Raw genomic sequence first — 18,912 nt, 5'->3', positions numbered from 1 at the left:
TTTTCGGAACTTTGAAAACTTCAAAAAACGGATTTTTATCGCTCTGAATATCAAAAAAGAAAGGACGAAATTTGTCCTTTCTCGGTTTTAGCTTTTATTCAACCCACTACAGTTGACAAAGAGCCACTTTTGGGGTGCAGTTCAAATTGGTGGGTTTTATTATGCACTATTTTCCAAAAATCTCTTTGAGGTCTGCCTCTGTAATCCCAATCATGGCTGGGATGCTGTCCCAGTTTTCTTCTGTCAGGATGTAGGATTGTTCAGAGTCACTTGATGTGGCAGTTTCAGAGATAGATTGTTGCTTTTCTTCAACATTCTCCAATAAATCACTGAAACGTTCAATCAGATAGGTTTTTCGGGCAGTTCCGATATGTTGGGTAGCATAGTCGAAGGCCTGTAATTCGCCTAGTAAGATAAGCTTGCTTTTGGCGCGTGTAATGGCTGTATAGATGAGATTTCGCTCCAGCATGCGCCTGCTAGCACTGGTAATCGGTAGGATGACAACAGGAAACTCGCTTCCCTGGGACTTATGGATACTCATGGCATAGGCCAGGCGAATCTTGTACCATTCGTTACGTGGGTAAGAGACCTCGTTGCCATCAAAATCAATGACAATCTCGTCTTGTTTCGATTCGGTATATTTACCAGGAATCAGGTCTGTGATGGCTCCTAAATCTCCATTAAAGACATTGATTTCAGCATCGTTGACCAAATGAATGACCTTATCCCCCTTACGATAGTGGCACTGGGGAGCTTCAAAACTGAGTTGGTCTTTTTGTGGTGGATTGAGCAGGTCTTGCATGAGTTGGTTGATGGAATCAATCCCTGCAGTCCCTCGGTACATGGGAGCCAGAACCTGAATATCACGAGCAGGGATACCACTTCTAAGGGCAGCGCCTAAAATCTTTTCAATAGTAGCAGGGATATGACCACTAGCGATTTCAAAGTAGGAACGGTCTGCTTTTTTCTGGGTGAAATCAGCTGGCAAGATACCCTGTCGAATCTGACTAGCTAGGGTGACGATGGTTGATTCTTCGCTTTGTCGATAAATTTTTTCCAAGCGAGTCTGAGGAATCAAGGGAATATGAAGCAGATCCGCTAGAACCTGTCCAGGGCTGACAGAAGGCAACTGGTCGCTGTCACCCACTATGAGGATCTTGCTGTTAGAAGAGATGTTGGAGAAGAGTTGGTTGGCCAGCCAAGTATCAACCATAGAAAATTCATCCACGATAATAAAGTCGGCATCCAGATAATCTTCCAGATGGCTGGTGTCATCGTCGCCTGTCATTCCCAAGTGACGGTGTATGGTCGCGCTAGGCAAACCTGTCAATTCATTCATGCGTCGAGCGGCTCGTCCAGTTGGAGCAGCAAGAAGAATAGGCAAATTGCTTTTTTTCCTGAGGTCAAGCCCTTCTAAAAGGGCATAAACAGCGATAATCCCATTGATAACCGTTGTCTTACCAGTACCAGGTCCACCTGTTAGGATAAAGACTTTATTCTGGATAGCATCGCAGATAGCTTGTTTTTGAATGCTATCATAGTGGATTCCCAGATCTTCCTCGACAGTAGTGATATGTTTTTGAATGGTTTCCATATCTGGGCTCTTTTGTTCTCTTTTTTCAAGGATACGAACCAAGTGACTGCGGATGCCTTCCTCAGCGAAAAAGAGGCTGTTGTCAAAAATCTTGGTATCAATCTGCTGAACCTTGTCTTCTTCGATCAGGTAGGAGAGCTCTTGGGCCACTTGGCTGGGATCCAGTTCAACGGGGCGGGAAGACTCAAGGAGGGTAAGGGTTTGTTCTAGTAAATCCCGTGCTTCAACATAGGTATCCCCTGTTTCCATACAGGCCTGAAAAAGACTGTGAACTAGACCGGCGCGGAAGCGTTCAGGAGCCTGACTTTCGATGCCTAGTTCCTCTGCTAATTGGTCAGCAATGGTAAATCCCAAGCCCTTGATATCCTCAACCAGCTGGTAGGGATAATTTTCAACCACATCAAGGGTTTCTTCCTTGTAAAAGTCTTGAATCTGAAAGGCTAATTTATTGGGAATACCGTAGTTAGCAAGTTTGGCCAAAACCATCTCGGTTCCATAGTTGAGACGGAGGGTGGAGACGAAAGCCTCGCGATTTTTGGCAGAGAGTCCTGCGATGCCTTCTAACTTTTCTGGGTGTTGCAGAATTTCGTCAATGGTATTTTCGCCATAGGTATCCACAATTTTCTGAGCAGTCTTGAGACCAATCCCCTTGAAATGGCTACTTGAAAAGTACTTAACCAAGCCCTTGCTAGTTGGTTTTGAGCGTTCATATCGGCTGATTTGCAGTTGCTTCCCATACTTGGAGTGCTGGACAATTTGTCCCCAAAAAGTATAGTCTTCTCCCTCAATCACATCAGCCATGGTGCCCGTGACAATGATTTCAAAATCATCAAAATCCTCTGCGTCTGTATCGTCGATTTCTAGGAGAAGGATGCGATAAAAATTGCTGGGATTTTCAAAAATAATCCGTTCAATGGTTCCTGAAAAATAAACTTCCATAAAATTCCTTTGCATGAATAGGTGAGAGTTGGGGGATATTATAGTCAATAAATAATCATCTTCTCACGATAGAAGAAGAGGCTGAGATTGGTGATTCTCGGCCTCTTAGGTCTCTTAAAATGTTCCGATACGGGTGATTGGCCAGAAGCGGAATTTAGCTTCCCCTGTGATATCTTTTGCTTTAAAAGTACCTACGTGGCGACTGTCACTTGAAACCAAGCGGTCATCTCCGAGGAGAAGGTATTCTCCTTCTGGGACGGTAAAGCTAAAGTTGGTATTGTAGTTGACATCAACTGTGAAGGCTTGGGCTTTCTCAGCAATACTTCTAAAGAAGGTTCCTTTATTTCCTTCAAAGCCCTTGCCTGAGTAGGTGCTTTGGAGTTTGTCATCCTTGAAGCGTTTGATATAGTCAGCTAGATAAGGTTCATCTGTCTCTTTGTCATTGATGTAAAGTTTATCATTTTCGTAACGGATGGTATCGCCAGGCATTCCGATGACACGTTTGACAATGTCCTTATTGCCATCTTCCTCATGGGCAACCACGATATCAAATCGGTCAATAGGTAGGTGTTTGACAACAAAGAGGATTTCGCCATCCGCTAGGGTAGGATCCATGGAATGCCCTTCTACGCGGACATTGCTCCAAAAAAAGATACGACTTAAAGCTAGTAATGACAGAATTAGGAGGAACAATCCCCACTCTTTTAAGAAATTTTTAAATGAATTCATAACTTACCTTTCTAAGCGTTTTTTCGCTTTTTCAGTATTTTTAAAGTGCAGTTTGGCGCAGAAATTGAGTCCTTGCATGCCATAGGCTTGCAAAATCTGGCTAGCCACCTTATCAGAAGCCGTTCCAGCTCCACTTGGAAGTTGATAGCCCAGTTCTCGTCCCAGATTTTCAAGATTTTCCAGAAAGAGATCACGCGCAATGACAGAAGAAACTGCGACAGCCAAGTATTTGCCCTCAGCCTTTTCTTCTAAGCTGATAGGATTGCTGAAACGATTGGCCTCTTGTGCCAAGTACTTGTCATAATTTTTAGCGCTGGTAAAGGCATCAATCACAATTTTCTCAGGCTGAAGTCCTTTTTGAAGAAGGAGATAGATAGCCTGATTATGGAGGGCAACCTTAACCGAAACAGCATTGTAGCGGTCTCCGATGATCTCGTTGTACTTGCTTGGTGAGAGAAGCAGTGCCTGGTGCTGGATTTTGTCCTTGAGGATAGGGGTAATCTGACGGATTTTTTGGTCAGTCAGAGTTTTAGAATCTCCCACACCGAGTTTTCGTAAGAAGGCATGCTGGTCAGGTGTGACAAAGGAAGCCACAACTGCAAGCCCACCAAAGTAGGAACCATTTCCAACTTCATCCGTCCCAATCAAAGGAAGATTTTGACCGCTAGTTTCCTCTACAACTTGATAGCCAAAGAAACTAGCATATTTCTCGGCTCCTTCCCCCTGAAGCAAGACCTTTCCAGAAGTATAGATAGAAACGGTAGCTTGAGGTAGTCGCAAAAAGTAGCGAATATAGGGATTTTTGCTGGGAGCCAGACTAGTTTGATAGTGTTCAAGAAAAGCCTGAATCTCCTTTTCGCTTGGTGTGAGTGTTATACTTGCCATAGTTTCTATTGTACCATAAAAGCAGGCGAATTTGTAAAAACTGACAAAGTTAGCGAATTTTGGTATAATATCGTGAGGTGAATTTTATGGCAAATCTAAATCGATTCAAATTTACATTCGGGAAAAAATCATTAACCTTGACAAGCGAACATGATAATCTCTTTATGGAGGAAATCGCCAAGGTTGCGACAGAAAAATACCAAGCAATTAAAGAACAAATGCCTAGTGCAGATGATGAAACAATCGCTCTTTTGTTGGCAGTTAACTGTTTGTCAACTCAACTCAGTCGTGAGATTGAATTTGACGATAAGGAGCAAGAATTAAAAGAACTCCGTCACAAGCTTGTGACTTGCAAGCAAGAACAGAGTAAGATTGAGGATTCCTTATGATTTCACTCCTTCTTCTATTGGTCTTGGCTTGGGGATTTTATATCGGCTATCGGAGAGGCCTGCTCTTACAGGTTTATTACCTGATTTCAGCCCTGGCATCGGCTTTTGTGGCTGGCCAGTTTTACAAGGGGCTTGGAGAACAATTCCATTTATTACTCCCTTATGCAAATCCGCAGGAAGGTCAGGGGACTTTCTTTTTCCCATCAGATCAACTCTTTCAGTTGGATAAGGTCTTTTACGCAGGTATCGGCTACTTGTTGGTATTTGGGATTGTCTATAGCATCGGTCGTTTGCTTGGTCTCCTCTTACACTTGATTCCTAGTAAAAAGCTTGGTGGTAAGTTGTTCCAAGTTTCAGCAGGTATCTTGTCCATGTTGGTGACCTTATTTGTTTTGCAAATGGTCTTGACCATCTTGGCGACCATTCCCATGGCAGCTATACAAAATCCTCTTGAAAAGAGTATCGTCGCAAAACACATCATCCAGAGCATACCAGTAACAACCAGTTGGCTCAAACAAATCTGGGTGACAAATTTAATCGGATAAAAAGGGCAGGAATTTTCCTAGCCCTTTGTTTACAGATTGACTCGAATCTATCAGAATGTAAAAAGCTACCACACCTAGACATTCAAAGACAAGGAAATAAAGATGAATAAGAAAATATTAGAAACATTAGAGTTCAATAAGGTCAAGGCCTTGTTTGAACCCCATTTGTTGACCGAGCAGGGCTTGGAGCAATTGAGACAGCTAGCTCCGACTGCCAAAGCAGATAAAATCAAACAGTCTTTTGCTGAGATGAAGGAAATGCAGGCTCTCTTTGTCGAGCAACCTCATTTTACCATTCTCTCAACCAAGGAAATCGCAGGAGTCTGCAAGCGGTTGGAGATGGGGGCAGACCTCAATATCGAGGAGTTCCTACTCTTGAAGCGCGTGCTTCTTTCTAGCCGAGAACTGCAAAGTTTTTATGCCAATCTGGAAAATGTCAGCTTGGAAGAGTTAGCTCTTTGGTTTGAGAAATTACATGATTTTCCGCAATTACAAGGAAATCTCCAAGCTTTTAATGATGCAGGTTTTATTGAAAATTTCGCTAGTGAAGAATTGGCGCGCATCCGTCGAAAAATCCATGATAGCGAGAGTCAGGTACGCGATGTCTTGCAGGACATGCTTAAGCAAAAAGGGCAGATGTTGACGGAAGGAATCGTTGCCAGCCGAAATGGTCGTCAGGTTTTACCAGTCAAAAACACCTACCGCAATAAGATTGCAGGTGTTGTTCATGATATTTCTGCTAGTGGAAACACCGTCTATATCGAACCCCGTGAGGTGGTCAAACTGAGCGAAGAAATTGCCAGTTTGCGAGCAGATGAGCGCTATGAAATGCTTCGCATTCTCCAAGAAATCTCTGAACGTGTCCGCCCTCATGCAGCTGAAATTGCTAATGATGCTTGGATTATCGGCCATCTGGACTTGATTCGTGCCAAGGTTCGTTTTATCCAAGAAAGGCAAGCGGTCGTTCCTAAGTTATCAGAAAATCAGGAGATCCAACTGCTCCATGTCTGCCATCCTTTGGTCAAAAATGCAGTCGCAAATGATGTTCATTTTGGACAAGATTTAACAGCCATTGTCATCACAGGTCCCAACACAGGTGGTAAGACCATCATGCTTAAAACCCTGGGCTTGACACAGGTTATGGCTCAGTCAGGATTGCCGATTTTAGCAGACAAGGGAAGCCGTGTGGGTGTTTTTGAAGAAATCTTTGCTGATATTGGCGATGAGCAGTCTATTGAGCAGAGCTTGTCTACCTTCTCTAGCCACATGACCAACATCGTGGATATTCTTGGCAAGGTCAACCAACATTCCCTCTTACTCTTGGATGAGTTGGGGGCTGGTACAGACCCTCAAGAGGGAGCTGCCCTTGCCATGGCTATTTTGGAGGATCTTCGCCTGCGTCAAGTCAAGACCATGGCGACTACCCACTATCCAGAGCTCAAGGCCTATGGTATTGAGACAGCCTTTGTGCAAAATGCCAGCATGGAGTTTGATACTGCGACTCTTCGCCCGACCTATCGCTTTATGCAGGGCGTGCCTGGCCGAAGCAATGCCTTTGAAATTGCCAAACGTCTAGGCCTATCTGAAGTTATCGTAGGGGATGCTAGTCAGCAGGTCGATCAGGACAATGATGTCAATCGGATTATTGAGCAACTGGAAGAGCAGACGCTAGAGAGTCGCAAACGTTTGGATAATATCCGTGAGGTGGAGCAAGAAAATCTCAAGATGAACCGTGCTCTCAAAAAACTCTACAACGAGCTCAATCGTGAAAAGGAAACCGAGCTCAACAAGGCGCGTGAACAGGCTTCTGAGATTGTGGACATGGCCCTCAGTGAGAGTGATCAGATTCTCAAAAATCTCCATAGTAAATCTCAACTCAAGCCCCACGAAATCATTGAAGCCAAGGCCAAGCTGAAAAAATTGTCTCCTGAAAAAGTAGACCTATCTAAAAACAAGGTCCTTCAAAAGGCCAAGAAAAAACGAGCTCCAAAGGTGGGAGATGATATTGTGGTGCTCAGTTATGGACAGCGTGGTACCTTGACCAGTCAACTCAAGGACGGCCGCTGGGAAGCCCAAGTTGGCTTGATTAAGATGACCTTGGAAGAGAAAGAATTTGACCTTGTTCAAGCCCAGCAAGAAAAGCAAGTCAAGAAGAAACAGGTCAATGTTGTGAAACGGACTTCTGGCCGAGGTCCACAAGCAAGACTGGATCTTCGAGGCAAGCGCTATGAAGAAGCCATGAATGAGCTAGATGCCTTTATCGACCAAGCCTTGCTTAATAATATGGCTCAAGTTGATATCATCCATGGTATCGGAACAGGTGTTATCCGTGAAGGTGTCACCAAATACCTACAAAGAAATAAACATGTCAAGAGTTTCGGCTATGCCCCACAAAATGCTGGAGGCAGTGGTGCAACTATTGTCACTTTTAAAGGATAAGAAGTATTTCGGAATTCATAAAGTAAAAACTGTTGCACTAATTTTTATTAATAAACACATTGACAAAAGCTAACATTTTTTGTAAAATAAGAATCAATTAAATACCAACACCGAATGAAGTTTAATAGAAGTGGCGAATCGTTTGATTTTCCATGACTGTAAATGGACGGAACTCTGGAGAGACCGTAAAGGCACCGAAGGGGCAAGGCAGGCAACTGCTCAAACTCTCAGGTAAAAGGACAGAGCTAGGATAGACCGCTTTTTAGCATTTATCTAAGCATTCCAGAGTACATGTATCTTGCATGTGCTCTTTCTTTTGGGGTTGAAAAGATAGGAGAAGGAAATGTTAGAATTGCTTAAATCAATTGATGCTTTTGCTTGGGGCCCCCCCCTCTTGATTCTCTTGGTCGGGACAGGGATTTACCTAACTGCCCGTCTAGGCCTCTTGCAGGTTTTGCGTCTGCCCAAGGCCTTCCAGCTTATTTTTACTAAGGACAAGGGGCATGGAGATGTATCCAGCTTTGCAGCACTATGTACAGCCCTAGCAGCGACAGTTGGTACGGGAAATATTATCGGGGTAGCTACAGCTATCAAGGTCGGTGGACCAGGAGCACTCTTTTGGATGTGGATGGCCGCTTTCTTTGGGATGGCTACCAAGTATGCGGAAGGACTTTTGGCGATTAAATACCGCACAAAGGACGACCATGGTGCAGTAGCGGGAGGTCCAATGCACTATATCCTTCTAGGGATGGGAGAAAAGTGGCGTCCCCTTGCCATCTTCTTTGCCCTAGCAGGTGTGCTAGTAGCTTTGTTGGGAATCGGAACCTTTACCCAGGTAAACTCGATTACAGAATCTATCCAAAATACAACCGCTATTTCGCCAGCCATCACAGCTCTTGTGTTATCTGTCTTTGTAGCAATTGCAGTCTTTGGCGGGCTCAAGTCCATTTCAAAGGTTTCAACTACTGTTGTTCCTTTTATGGCTATCATTTATATTTTGGGAACTCTGACAGTTATTTTCTTTAATATAGGGGAAATCCCTGCCACAATCGCTTTAATCTTGACATCCGCTTTTAGTCCTGTTGCTGCGGTAGGTGGATTTGCCGGTGCTAGCATTCGGATGGCTATTCAAAACGGTGTGGCGCGTGGTGTATTCTCAAACGAATCTGGTCTGGGTTCTGCTCCCATTGCAGCTGCTGCAGCTAAGACAAACGAACCAGTAGAGCAAGGTTTGATTTCCATGACAGGAACCTTTATTGACACCCTCATTATCTGTACTCTGACTGGTTTGACCATCTTGGTGACTGGTGTTTGGAGTGGTGACTTAAATGGGGTTGCCTTGACTCAGTCAGCCTTCTCAACAGTCTTTTCACACTTTGGACCTGCTCTCTTAACAATCTTCCTTGTGCTCTTTGCCTTTACAACGATTCTTGGTTGGAACTACTATGGAGAACGCTGTTTCGAGTTCCTCTTTGGGGTTCGCTTTATCTGGCTCTACCGTGTGGTCTTTGTACTCATGGTCTTGTTGGGAGGATTTATCGAGTTGGATATGGTTTGGATTATCGCAGATATTGTCAATGCCTTGATGGCTCTGCCAAATTTGATTGCCCTCTTAGTTTTATCGCCAGTCGTTATTGCTGAGACTAAAAAGTATTTTGACAAATAATGAAATCACACAGCTCGTGTGATTTTTTGCTTTCATAAAAAATTTCTATCAGTGCAATTTAAAATATATATTATACACGGTATAGAATCTGTGATAGACTAGATTTCAACAACATGAAAAGAGGTTTTATGATGACAACATTTACTATCCATACAGTCGAATCAGCACCATCAGAAGTAAAAGAAGTTCTTGAAACAGTAGAAAAAGATAACAATGGCTATATTCCCAACCTAATCGGTCTCTTGGCTAATGCACCTACCGCCTTAGAAGCCTACAGAACTGTCGGAGCCATCAACCGTCGCAATAGCCTGACACCAGTTGAGCGTGAAGTGGTGCAAATCACGGCAGCTGTAACTAATGGTTGTGCTTTCTGCGTGGCAGGTCACACAGCTTTTTCCATCAAACAAATCCAGATGAATGATGACCTTCTGCAAGCCCTTCGCAATCGCACTCCAATTGAAACAGATCCTAAATTGGACACCCTAGCTAAGTTTACCTTGGCTGTAATCAATACCAAGGGACGTGTAGGAGATGAAGCCTTGGCTGAGTTTCTAGAAGCTGGATACACTCAACAAAATGCCTTGGATGTGGTTCTTGGTGTCAGCCTAGCAAGCCTCTGTAACTATGCCAACAACCTAGCCAATACCCCAATTAACCCAGAATTGCAACCTTATGCTTAATTCATATCTGAGTAAAATGAAGTCTGAAATAATTTGACTTCATTTTTTATCCCCTCATTTAAGCGCTTTTATGCTATACTGAAACTAACATGATTATTGGAGGTTAGAATGAAAAAACTCCCCTTGGTATTTTCTGGATGTTTGCTAGGTTTAGCAGGAGCTGGAAATCTTATTTTAGATACGTTGCCGGTTCTGTCCCATCTATTTAGTCTGACAGGTTTAATTTTGTGGATATTCTTTCTTATTCTTCATCTCTTTAATTGGAAAGAAACCAAGCAAGAATTGACCAAACCTCCTCTTTTGTCAGGAATGGCGACTTTTCCCATGGCTGGGATGATTTTATCGACTTATGTTTTTCGCGTCTTCCCTCATCTTCCTTTGGTAGCGCAAGGACTCTGGTGGTTTTCATTTCTCTTGGATGTAGCCCTGATTGCTGGTTTTACCATTAAATTTGCCTGTCCGGGGTGGAGGGTTCATGCTACTCCAAGCTGGACGGTTCTCTATGTGGGGATAGCAGTGGCTGCCTTGACCTATCCTCTTGTAGGTATCATCGAAATTGCCTATGCGACCTTGAGTTTTGGTTTTCTCCTAACCTTCTATCTCTATCCCCTTATTTATAGTGATTTAAAGAAACAACCACTCCCCGTAGCCTTGCTTGGTCAAGAAGGAATCTACTGTGCTCCTTTCTCTCTACTCTTGGCTTCCCTAGTTCGAGTTGGAGGAGAGAGCCTACCGACTTGGCTATTAGTTGTGATGATTTTGGCTTCCCAATCCTTCTTTTTCTTTGTTTTGACTCGCCTGCCCAACATTTTAAAACATGGCTTTCAACCAGCCTTTTCAGCCCTCACCTTCCCAACTATTATCACGGCTACCTCGCTCAAGATGGCTCAGGGAATCTTGAAACTTCCATTTTTGGATTATTTAGTACTGGCTGAAACCGCTATTTGCTTAATTATTTTAGTCTTTGTACTAGGTTCTTATCTGAATTGGTTACGAAAAAAGGTCTAGCTAGAAATAGCTAAACCTTATTTTTTATGGTTTGATAACCTCAGCTCCGCCCATGTATGGACGAAGTGCTTCTGGGATGGTCACAGAACCATCTTCATTTTGGTAGTTTTCAAGAATAGCAGCCACTGTACGTCCAACTGCAAGTCCAGAACCGTTCAAGGTATGGAGGAGTTTCACCTTGCCGTCTGCTTCATCACGGTAACGGATTTGGGCACGACGGGCTTGGAAATCTTCTGTGTTTGAACAACTTGAGATTTCACGGTAGGTATTTTGCGCTGGAATCCAAACTTCCAAGTCGTAAGTTTTAGCAGCTGAGAAGCCCATATCTCCTGTAGAGAGAGCAACGACACGGTATGGAAGGTTAAGTTTTTGAAGGATATTTTCAGCGTTGGCTGTCATTTTTTCCAATTCTTCATAAGATTCTTCTGGCTTGGCAAATTTAACCATTTCAACCTTGTGGAATTGGTGCAAACGAATCAAGCCACGAGTATCACGACCGGCAGAACCAGCCTCAGAACGGAATGATGGACTCATAGCAGTGAAGTAGATTGGCAGGTCTTTACCGTCCAGGATTTCATCACGGTAGTAGTTTGTCAGAGGAACTTCAGCTGTAGGAATAAGGACGTAATTGCTATCGCTGAGTTCAAAAGTATCTTCCTTGAATTTTGGATATTGACCAGTACCAAACATAGAGTCATGGTTAACCATGTAAGGCGTGATGACTTCCGTATAGCCTTCTTTTCCATGTTCATCCAACATAAAGTTGTAGATGGCACGTTCCAAACGAGCACCGAGACCTTTATAGAAGAGGAAACGAGCGCCTGTTACCTTACCACCGCGTTCCCAGTCAAGGATACCAAGATCTTCACCAAGATCCCAGTGAGCTTTTGGCTCGAAATCGAACTCGCGTGGAGTACCCCAACGGCGAACTTCCACATTGTCATCTTCGTCAGCCCCAACAGGAACGCTGTCAGCTGGGATGTTTGGAAGAGTAGTAGTAAATTCTGTCAATTTAGCATCGATTTCTGCCAATTCAGCATCCAAGGCTTTGACTTCAGCAGATAGAGTTTGCATGGCAGCAATCTTGTCATCTGCATTTTCCTTGTTGCGTTTGGCTTGGGCAATCTCAGCAGAAACTGTGTTACGTTCTGCTTTTAAAGTTTCAACCTTGACCAAGATGTCACGACGTTTAGCATCGATTTCTTTCATCTCGTTTAAGATAGCAGCATCTACACCACGTGTAGCTAATTTTTCTGCGACAGCATCAAAGTCTGTACGAATACGTTTGATATCTAACATAAGAACTCCTTTATGAAAAAAGCACACCTGACAAAGCGTTGGAGTGGCAGGGCCACGGTTCCATCCAACTTCACAGGTGTGCACTTGATTGTGTATGTAATTGTTACTAACGGTAGAATTTCACCTATCCCTCCTATCTGCTCGCAGCACCCGCAGACTTTCTGAAAGAAGAAGATAACCTACTTATCCGTTGCTATGATTATACTAAAGTTTCTACTTTTTTGCAAATAGATTTTTAAATTTTTGCCCAATGGTCTGAATTAGGGTTGGAAGTTTGACGACCTTGTCATTACCCAGTTTTTCGCGTGCAATTTTGAGAATAGCACCTGAGTCTTTTGAAGCAAAGAGGAATTTTCCTCTGTCTGTAAAGACTTCGAAGTGGCGACTGATTTTTCGCCCAGTGACATTGGCTCCAATCTGGTTGATATGGCTCCAAGGAATCTGGATAAATTGTTCGACATTGACATCTGGATAAAATTCCAAAGCCTGATCTCCGACAAGAAATTTCCCAACTTTCCCAGCTATAGAGAGGTAGGAAGTTCCTGTCGTATTGAGGAGCACTGTTTTGTTAAGAGATTGAGCCATGCTTAGTCTTCCTTACTTTCACCGAAAAAGGCATTGTAGAGGGCTTTAATTGCTGCTTTCTCTTGATCTTTATTGACAACAAACATGATAGAGACTTCACTAGAACCTTGAGACATCATCTGGATGTTGATCTTGTTTTCAGATAGAGCGCGTGTCGCAGTAGCGGTCACTCCGATATGGCTCTTCATCTTTTCACCAACAATCATAATGATTGAAAGGTCGTGTTCGATTTCTGCATGGTCTACCTCAGCTTTTTGAACCAACTGACGAAGGATTTCTTCTTCCTTGATAGGAGTTAGCTCGCGAGAACGGAGAATGATAGAAAGATCGTCGATACCTGTTGGCATATGTTCCCAACCGATGTTAAGGTCTTCAAGGATTTGCAGAACCTTGCGACCAAATCCAATTTCGCGGTTCATGAGGTATTTCGACATGTTGATGCTGACAAAACCTGAATCACCAGCAATTCCCACTACTGGAAATTCATCACTACTGTGTTTAAGAACGATACGAGTACCTGGATGGTCAGGGTTGTTGGTATTTTTGATAACAAGAGGGATTTTTCCACGGTAGGCAGGAAGAAGGGCTTCGTCATGAAGGACTGAGAAGCCTGCATAGGCCAACTCACGCATTTCACGGTAGGTCAACTCAGGAATCGAGTGTGGTTGGTGGATAATACCAGGGTGAGCCGCAAAGATACCATCAACGTCTGTAAAGTTTTCATAGAGGTCTGCCTTAACACCGGCAGCAATGATAGAACCTGTAATGTCTGATCCTCCACGTGAGAAGGTACAGATTTGATTTTCCTTGGTAACCCCAAAGAAACCAGGAATGACAAGGACTTCATTTGCATTTGTCAATTCTTCAATCTTGTCATAACTTGATGGAATGATGCGAGCGTGACCGGGTTCACTTGTGACCACAATACCAGCTTCTCTAGGGTGAACATAGCGTGCATCGATACCGTTTTGGTTAAAATAGGCAGCAATCAATTTAGCATTGTTATTTTCACCGGCTGCTAGGAAAGTATCGTAGAGAAATTCATTTTCATCAATAGGAAGAGTGGCTAAGGCACGAATACTTTTTGAAATTTTCTCTAGAACAGCTGGCTTCAGTCCTAGTTCACTAACCATGGCAGCATAGCGGTCGATAATCCAGTTTTGGCTCTTGCTAATATCGTTACCAGCAACATAGTCGCGGTAGTATTTAATCAAGGCATCCGTAACCTTAGTATCTTCAGCATTGCGTTTACCAGGCGCAGAAACAACTACAAAACGGCGTTCAGGATCGCTTTTTACGATGTTTAAAACTTTTTCTAATTGGCTAGCAGAGGCAAGTGAGCTACCTCCAAATTTAACAACTTTCATAAGAACTCCTAAAGTAAGTATTTTATACGATTATAGCAGAAAGAAAGCCTTTTTTCAATGAAGAAAATAAGATGCTTGCTAGGATAAAGGGAGCCTTTCTTATCGGCCGAGACACTTTCAGCCGATTTTTTCTTGCTTTCGAGTTTTAAAAAAGATATACTTTGATAATAAAATAATTTAAACCGCTTATGAAATAAAAAGGAGTCTTGATGGAACACATTATTTATCAGCTTGAAGAAGATTTGGCAATCCTTACCTTAAACCGTCCTGAGGTTGCGAATGGTTTTCATATTCCTATGTGTGAGGAGATTTTGGAAGCTCTGACTCTGGCAGAAGAGAATCCAGCTGTGCATTTTATCTTAATTAATGCCAAGGGAAAGGTCTTCTCCGTTGGGGGAGATTTGGTAGAGATGAAGCGGGCAGTGGATGAGGATGATATTCCATCATTGACGAAAATCGCAGAATTGGTCAATACGATTTCTTATAAAATCAAGCAAATTGCTAAACCTGTCTTGATGGAGGTTGATGGGGCTGTTGCAGGTGCAGCAGCCAATATGGCTGTTGCTGCAGATTTCTGTCTGGCAACGGATAAGGCTAAGTTTATCCAAGCCTTTGTTGGCGTTGGTTTGGCTCCAGATGCAGGTGGGATTCATCTCTTGAGTCGTAGTATTGGGGTGACTCGTGCTGCTCAATTAGCTATGACAGGTGAGGCTCTGACCGCAGAAAAAGCTTTAGAATGGGGGCTGGTTTACCGCGTCTGTGAAGATGATAAGCTTGAAAAGACGAGAGACCAACTTCTTAAAAAATTGAGACGTGGATCAGCTAATTCTTATGCTGCTATCAAGAAGTTGGTCTGGGAGAGCCAATTTAAAGATTGGCAAGATTATGCTGCTTTAGAATTGAACCTACAGGAAACCTTAGCCCAAACGGAGGATTTCAAAGAGGGAGTTCGGGCACATTCGGAGAGAAGAAGACCGAAATTTATAGGAAAATAAGAAAATACTTGCACCATTCTTTGAAGTTTGATATAATTCTTTTGTCAAATGTTTTGATTGTGAAAGTTTTTTGAAAAGGAGGGAAAAGAGATTGGACTACCAACGAATTAATGAATATTTAACATCTATATTTAACAATGTCCTCGTTATTGAGGAAGTTAGCTTGAGGGGTAGTCGTTTCAAGGATATCTCCATCAAAGAAGTCCATACAATCGATGTAATTGGAAAATTCCCAGACGTGACGCCAAGTCAAGTGTCGAAAGAGTTGATGGTGACTCTTGGGACCGTTACGACGAGTTTGAATAATCTCGAACGCAAGGGTTACATTGAACGCATTCGCTCAGAGCAGGATCGTCGTGTGGTGCATCTGCATTTGACAAAGAAGGGTCGCTTGGTTCATAGACTACATAAACGTTTCCACAAGGCCATGGTCGAAAATATTATCGAAGGTATGAGCAAGGAAGAAACTGAAGTCATGAGCAAAGGTTTGACTAAACTTTATCAATTTTTGGAGGATTTGAAATAATGGCTTTTGCAAAAATAAGCCAGGTTGCTCATTATGTGCCAGAGCAAGTGGTTACAAATCATGATTTGGCCCAGATTATGGATACCAATGATGAGTGGATTTCAAGTCGGACGGGAATACGACAAAGGCATATTTCAAGAACAGAATCTACTAGTGATTTGGCTACGGAAGTTGCTAAGAAACTGATGGCAAAAGCTGAAATCACGGGGGAAGAGCTGGATTTTATCATCCTAGCTACCATTACTCCAGATTCGATGATGCCCTCTACAGCTGCTCGAGTTCAAGCCAATATCGGTGCTAATAAGGCCTTTGCTTTTGACCTAACAGCCGCATGCAGTGGATTTGTATTTGCCTTGTCAACTGCTGAAAAGTTTATCGCTTCTGGTCGCTTTCAAAAAGGCTTGGTGATTGGTAGTGAAACCCTTTCTAAGGCAGTCGATTGGTCAGACCGATCAACAGCTGTTTTGTTTGGAGATGGTGCTGGTGGAGTCTTGCTAGAAGCTAGCGAGAAAGAGCATTTTTTGGCTGAGAGTCTCAATAGTGATGGGAGTCGTAGTGAGTGTCTGACCTATGGACAGTCAGGCTTGCATTCTCCATTTTCAGATCAAGAAAATGCAGATTCATTTTTGAAGATGGATGGACGCGCAGTCTTTGATTTTGCCATTAGAGATGTAGCCAAGTCTATCAAACAGACTATTGATGAGTCTCCTATAGAGGCGACAGACTTGGATTATTTACTACTTCATCAGGCTAATGACCGTATCTTGGATAAGATGGCTAGAAAAATCGGTGTCGACCGAGCCAAACTTCCAGCCAATATGATGGAGTATGGTAATACCAGTGCAGCCAGTATCCCGATTTTACTTTCAGAGTGTGTAGAACAAGGTCTCATCTATTTAGATGGTAGCCAGACTGTTCTGCTATCAGGTTTCGGTGGAGGCTTGACCTGGGGCACGCTCATTCTTACAATTTAGGTAATCATGTGGTGAACACATTGTTATAAAAAACTATTTATTTTAAAGGAGTCCTATCATGGCAGTATTTGAAAAAGTACAAGAAATTATCGTTGAAGAACTTGGAAAAGACGCATCAGAAGTAACACTTGAATCAACTTTTGATGACTTGGATGCAGATTCATTGGACTTGTTCCAAGTAATCTCAGAAATCGAAGATGCTTTTGATATCCAAATCGAAGCAGAAGATGATTTGAAAACAGTTGGTGACTTGGTTGCCTACGTTGAAGAGCAAACTAAATAAGCAGAATACAAATAGAAGGAGTAGGGAAACCCGCTCCCTCTTGTTTAGGCAATAGTTTGATTTTCAAATTATGACAGTATCGAACTATTACGTAAGCAAGAAACGATGGAGGCACTATGAAAACGCGTATTACAGAATTATTGAACATTGATTATCCTATTTTCCAAGGAGGAATGGCCTGGGTTGCTGACGGTGATTTGGCAGGGGCTGTTTCCAAGGCTGGAGGATTAGGCATTATCGGTGGGGGAAATGCCCCTAAAGAAGTTGTCAAGGCAAATATTGATAAGATCAAATCATTGACGGATAAACCTTTTGGCGTCAACATCATGCTCTTGTCTCCATTCGTGGAAGATATTGTAGATCTCGTTATCGAGGAAGGTGTTAAAGTGGTTACAACAGGAGCAGGAAATCCTGGTAAATACATGGAACGCTTCCATGAAGCTGGCATTACAGTGATTCCTGTTGTGCCAAGTGTGGCTCTAGCTAAACGTATGGAAAAAATCGGTGCGGATGCTGTCATTGCAGAAGGAATGGAAGCTGGTGGTCATATCGGTAAATTAACAACCATGACCTTGGTGCGCCAGGTAGCTGCAGCTGTCTCTATTCCTGTTATTGCTGCAGGAGGGATTGCGGATGGTGAAGGTGCTGCAGCTGGCTTTATGCTTGGTGCAGAGGCTGTTCAGGTTGGAACTCGTTTTGTCGTTGCAAAAGAGTCTAATGCCCATCCAAATTACAAGGCGAAAATTTTAAAAGCTAGAGATATTGATACTACGATTTCAGCCCAACACTTTGGCCATGCTGTTCGGGCTATTAAAAATCAGTTGACTCGTGATTTTGAAAAAGCTGAGAAAGATGCCTTTAAACAAGAAAATCCTGATTTAGAAATCTTTGAACAAATGGGAGCAGGTGCCCTAGCCAAAGCAGTTGTTCACGGAGATGTGGATGGCGGATCTGTCATGGCGGGTCAAATTGCAGGGCTTGTTTCCAAAGAAGAAACAGCTGAAGAAATCCTAAAAGATTTATACTACGGAGCAGCTAAGAAAATTCAAGAAGAAGCCTCTCGTTGGGCAGGAGTTGTAAGAAATGACTAAAACAGCCTTTTTATTTGCTGGCCAAGGTGCCCAGTATCTAGGTATGGGACGGGATCTCTATGATCAGTATCCGATTATCAAAGAAACGATTGATCAAGCCAGTCAGGTACTCGGTTATGATTTACGTCATCTCATCGATACGGAAGAAGAAAAACTCAATCAGACTCGCTATACGCAACCAGCCATTCTAGCGACTTCGGTTGCTATTTACCGCTTATTGCAAGAAAAGGGCTATCAGCCTGATATGGTTGCTGGTTTGTCCCTTGGAGAATACTCTGCCTTGGTGGCCAGCGGTGCCTTGGATTTTGAAGAAGCGGTAGCCTTGGTAGCTAAGCGTGGAGCCTATATGGAAGAAGCGGCCCCTGCTGGTTCTGGCAAGATGGTAGCAGTTCTCAATACGCCAGTAGAGGTTATTGAAGAAGTCTGTCGAAAAGCTTCTGAACTTGGAGTAGTTACCCCAGCCAACTATAATACACCTGCACAAATCGTGATTGGTGGAGAAGTGGTAGCAGTTGATCGAGCTGTCGAACTCTTGCAGGAGGCAGGAGCTAAACGCTTGATTCCTCTCAAGGTTTCAGGGCCCTTTCATACCGCTCTCCTTGAGCCTGCCAGCCAGAGACTAGCTGAAACTCTAGCTCAGGTAAGTTTTTCAGATTTCACTTGTCCCCTAGTCGGCAATACAGAAGCTGCAGTTATGCAAAAAGAAGACATTGCTCAACTCTTGACGCGTCAGGTCAAGGAACCAGTTCGTTTCTATGAAAGTATTGCAGTTATGCAAGAAGCAGGCGTAACTAACTTTATCGAGATTGGCCCGGGGAAAGTCTTGTCAGGTTTTGTCAAAAAAATTGATAAGACCGCTAAACTAGCCACTGTTGAAGATCAGGCGAGCTTGGAAGCTCTTCTAGGAAACTAGTAATC

Annotated in this window: 18 protein-coding genes and 1 riboswitch; of the genes, 12 read left to right on the top strand and 6 right to left on the bottom strand. The window is 43.1% G+C overall.

What is annotated here, in order from left to right:
- Nucleotides 1–166: 166 nt before the first annotated feature.
- The 3 genes from recD2 to rnhC all read right to left on the bottom strand — a co-directional run bounded on the left by recD2 (nucleotide 167) and on the right by rnhC (nucleotide 4,147).
- Nucleotides 167–2,533: an SF1B family DNA helicase RecD2 gene (recD2, locus tag QP439_RS01240; RefSeq protein ID WP_261446975.1), complete on the bottom strand. Its 2,367-nt coding sequence runs from the start codon at nucleotides 2,531–2,533 to the stop codon at nucleotides 167–169.
- A gap of 114 nt (nucleotides 2,534–2,647) precedes the next feature.
- Complete coding sequence (lepB, locus tag QP439_RS01235) at nucleotides 2,648–3,262, bottom strand: signal peptidase I (protein ID WP_004245100.1); 615 nt, start codon at nucleotides 3,260–3,262, stop codon at nucleotides 2,648–2,650.
- Nucleotides 3,263–3,265: 3 nt separating this feature from the next.
- Nucleotides 3,266–4,147, bottom strand: a complete 882-nt coding sequence (rnhC, locus tag QP439_RS01230; RefSeq protein ID WP_285387176.1) for a ribonuclease HIII — start codon at nucleotides 4,145–4,147, stop codon at nucleotides 3,266–3,268.
- Nucleotides 4,148–4,233: 86 nt separating this feature from the next.
- Here rnhC and zapA point away from each other — a divergent pair, with 86 nt between their 5' ends.
- The 6 genes from zapA to QP439_RS01200 all read left to right on the top strand — a co-directional run bounded on the left by zapA (nucleotide 4,234) and on the right by QP439_RS01200 (nucleotide 10,874).
- The gene (zapA, locus tag QP439_RS01225; RefSeq protein ID WP_020901580.1) at nucleotides 4,234–4,536 is read left to right on the top strand and encodes a cell division protein ZapA; all 303 of its coding nucleotides are present in this window, start codon (nucleotides 4,234–4,236) and stop codon (nucleotides 4,534–4,536) included.
- Nucleotides 4,533–5,081 (top strand): CvpA family protein, encoded by a 549-nt coding sequence (locus tag QP439_RS01220; RefSeq protein WP_050390437.1) that lies wholly within the window; start codon nucleotides 4,533–4,535, stop codon nucleotides 5,079–5,081. Before zapA ends, QP439_RS01220 begins: the two co-directional genes overlap by 4 nt.
- 102 nt (nucleotides 5,082–5,183) lie before the next feature.
- Entirely contained in the window at nucleotides 5,184–7,520 is a 2,337-nt protein-coding gene (locus QP439_RS01215; protein ID WP_247947690.1) for an endonuclease MutS2, read from the top strand.
- A gap of 164 nt (nucleotides 7,521–7,684) precedes the next feature.
- A riboswitch (glycine riboswitch) is annotated at nucleotides 7,685–7,773 on the top strand.
- A gap of 90 nt (nucleotides 7,774–7,863) precedes the next feature.
- Nucleotides 7,864–9,186, top strand: coding sequence for an alanine/glycine:cation symporter family protein (locus tag QP439_RS01210; RefSeq protein ID WP_254753852.1), 1,323 nt, complete (start codon nucleotides 7,864–7,866; stop codon nucleotides 9,184–9,186).
- Between the two features lie 131 nt (nucleotides 9,187–9,317).
- Complete coding sequence (locus QP439_RS01205; protein WP_125851613.1) at nucleotides 9,318–9,866, top strand: carboxymuconolactone decarboxylase family protein; 549 nt, start codon at nucleotides 9,318–9,320, stop codon at nucleotides 9,864–9,866.
- 108 nt (nucleotides 9,867–9,974) lie between these two features.
- Nucleotides 9,975–10,874, top strand: coding sequence for a TDT family transporter (locus QP439_RS01200; protein WP_254753853.1), 900 nt, complete (start codon nucleotides 9,975–9,977; stop codon nucleotides 10,872–10,874).
- Between the two features lie 24 nt (nucleotides 10,875–10,898).
- Here the strand turns inward: QP439_RS01200 and serS are convergent, their stop codons facing one another.
- The 3 genes from serS to QP439_RS01185 form a co-directional block, all read right to left on the bottom strand.
- Entirely contained in the window at nucleotides 10,899–12,173 is a 1,275-nt protein-coding gene (gene serS, locus QP439_RS01195) for a serine--tRNA ligase (protein WP_084927831.1), read from the bottom strand.
- Between the two features lie 213 nt (nucleotides 12,174–12,386).
- Complete coding sequence (locus QP439_RS01190) at nucleotides 12,387–12,758, bottom strand: DUF956 family protein (protein WP_000079349.1); 372 nt, start codon at nucleotides 12,756–12,758, stop codon at nucleotides 12,387–12,389.
- Nucleotides 12,759–12,760: 2 nt separating this feature from the next.
- Complete coding sequence (locus QP439_RS01185) at nucleotides 12,761–14,125, bottom strand: aspartate kinase (protein ID WP_285387168.1); 1,365 nt, start codon at nucleotides 14,123–14,125, stop codon at nucleotides 12,761–12,763.
- Nucleotides 14,126–14,334: 209 nt separating this feature from the next.
- On the opposite strand from QP439_RS01185, the gene QP439_RS01180 reads away from it, so the two are divergent.
- The 6 genes from QP439_RS01180 to fabD all read left to right on the top strand — a co-directional run bounded on the left by QP439_RS01180 (nucleotide 14,335) and on the right by fabD (nucleotide 18,907).
- Complete coding sequence (locus tag QP439_RS01180) at nucleotides 14,335–15,120, top strand: enoyl-CoA hydratase (RefSeq protein ID WP_261446981.1); 786 nt, start codon at nucleotides 14,335–14,337, stop codon at nucleotides 15,118–15,120.
- Between the two features lie 91 nt (nucleotides 15,121–15,211).
- Nucleotides 15,212–15,646: a fatty acid biosynthesis transcriptional regulator FabT gene (gene fabT, locus QP439_RS01175; protein WP_007517889.1), complete on the top strand. Its 435-nt coding sequence runs from the start codon at nucleotides 15,212–15,214 to the stop codon at nucleotides 15,644–15,646.
- The gene (locus tag QP439_RS01170) at nucleotides 15,646–16,620 is read left to right on the top strand and encodes a beta-ketoacyl-ACP synthase III (RefSeq protein WP_285387163.1); all 975 of its coding nucleotides are present in this window, start codon (nucleotides 15,646–15,648) and stop codon (nucleotides 16,618–16,620) included. Before fabT ends, QP439_RS01170 begins: the two co-directional genes overlap by 1 nt.
- A 58-nt stretch (nucleotides 16,621–16,678) precedes the next feature.
- Nucleotides 16,679–16,903: an acyl carrier protein gene (locus tag QP439_RS01165; protein ID WP_000257838.1), complete on the top strand. Its 225-nt coding sequence runs from the start codon at nucleotides 16,679–16,681 to the stop codon at nucleotides 16,901–16,903.
- A 116-nt stretch (nucleotides 16,904–17,019) separates the two neighbouring features.
- Nucleotides 17,020–17,994 carry an enoyl-[acyl-carrier-protein] reductase FabK gene (gene fabK / locus QP439_RS01160; protein ID WP_000857439.1) on the top strand — a complete coding sequence of 325 codons (975 nt, stop codon included), beginning with the start codon at nucleotides 17,020–17,022 and terminating at the stop codon, nucleotides 17,992–17,994.
- Complete coding sequence (gene fabD / locus QP439_RS01155; protein WP_285387159.1) at nucleotides 17,987–18,907, top strand: ACP S-malonyltransferase; 921 nt, start codon at nucleotides 17,987–17,989, stop codon at nucleotides 18,905–18,907. Before fabK ends, fabD begins: the two co-directional genes overlap by 8 nt.
- The last annotated feature ends 5 nt before the right edge of the window (nucleotides 18,908–18,912 follow it).

This window comes from Streptococcus sp. UMB1203 (assembly GCF_030217725.1).
In the GTDB taxonomy this organism is placed as follows: domain Bacteria; phylum Bacillota; class Bacilli; order Lactobacillales; family Streptococcaceae; genus Streptococcus.
This window is presented reverse-complemented; position numbering and strand designations above follow the sequence as displayed.